This window comes from Streptomyces viridosporus (assembly GCF_002078235.1).
Taxonomy (GTDB): Bacteria; Actinomycetota; Actinomycetes; order Streptomycetales; family Streptomycetaceae; genus Streptomyces; species Streptomyces viridosporus.
This window is the reverse complement of sequence record NZ_MSGP01000272.1, coordinates 1-218: the sequence shown is the minus strand read 5'-3', so window position 1 is coordinate 218 and position 218 is coordinate 1. Positions and strand designations below refer to the sequence as shown.

Here is a 218-nt window from a genome sequence, read left to right as displayed (position 1 = left end):
CTGGGCGAGGCGTCCGAGGACGAACTCACCGCGTACGGTGAGCTGCTGATCGCGTACGAGGAACGCGGCGGGTACGAGGCGGACGCCCGCGTCGACGCCGCCCTGCACGGGCTCGGGCTCGCCGGGGTCACCCGCGACCGCGTCCTGGGCTCGCTCTCCGGCGGCGAGCAGTCCCGGCTCGCGCTCGCCTGTGTGCTGGCCGCCGCCCCCGAACTGCT

General features: G+C 75.7%; 1 protein-coding gene. It reads left to right on the top strand.

What is annotated here, in order from left to right:
• The coding region (locus B7L92_RS42475) for an ATP-binding cassette domain-containing protein (protein ID WP_255311043.1) at positions 1-218 on the top strand (218 nt) is incomplete at both ends.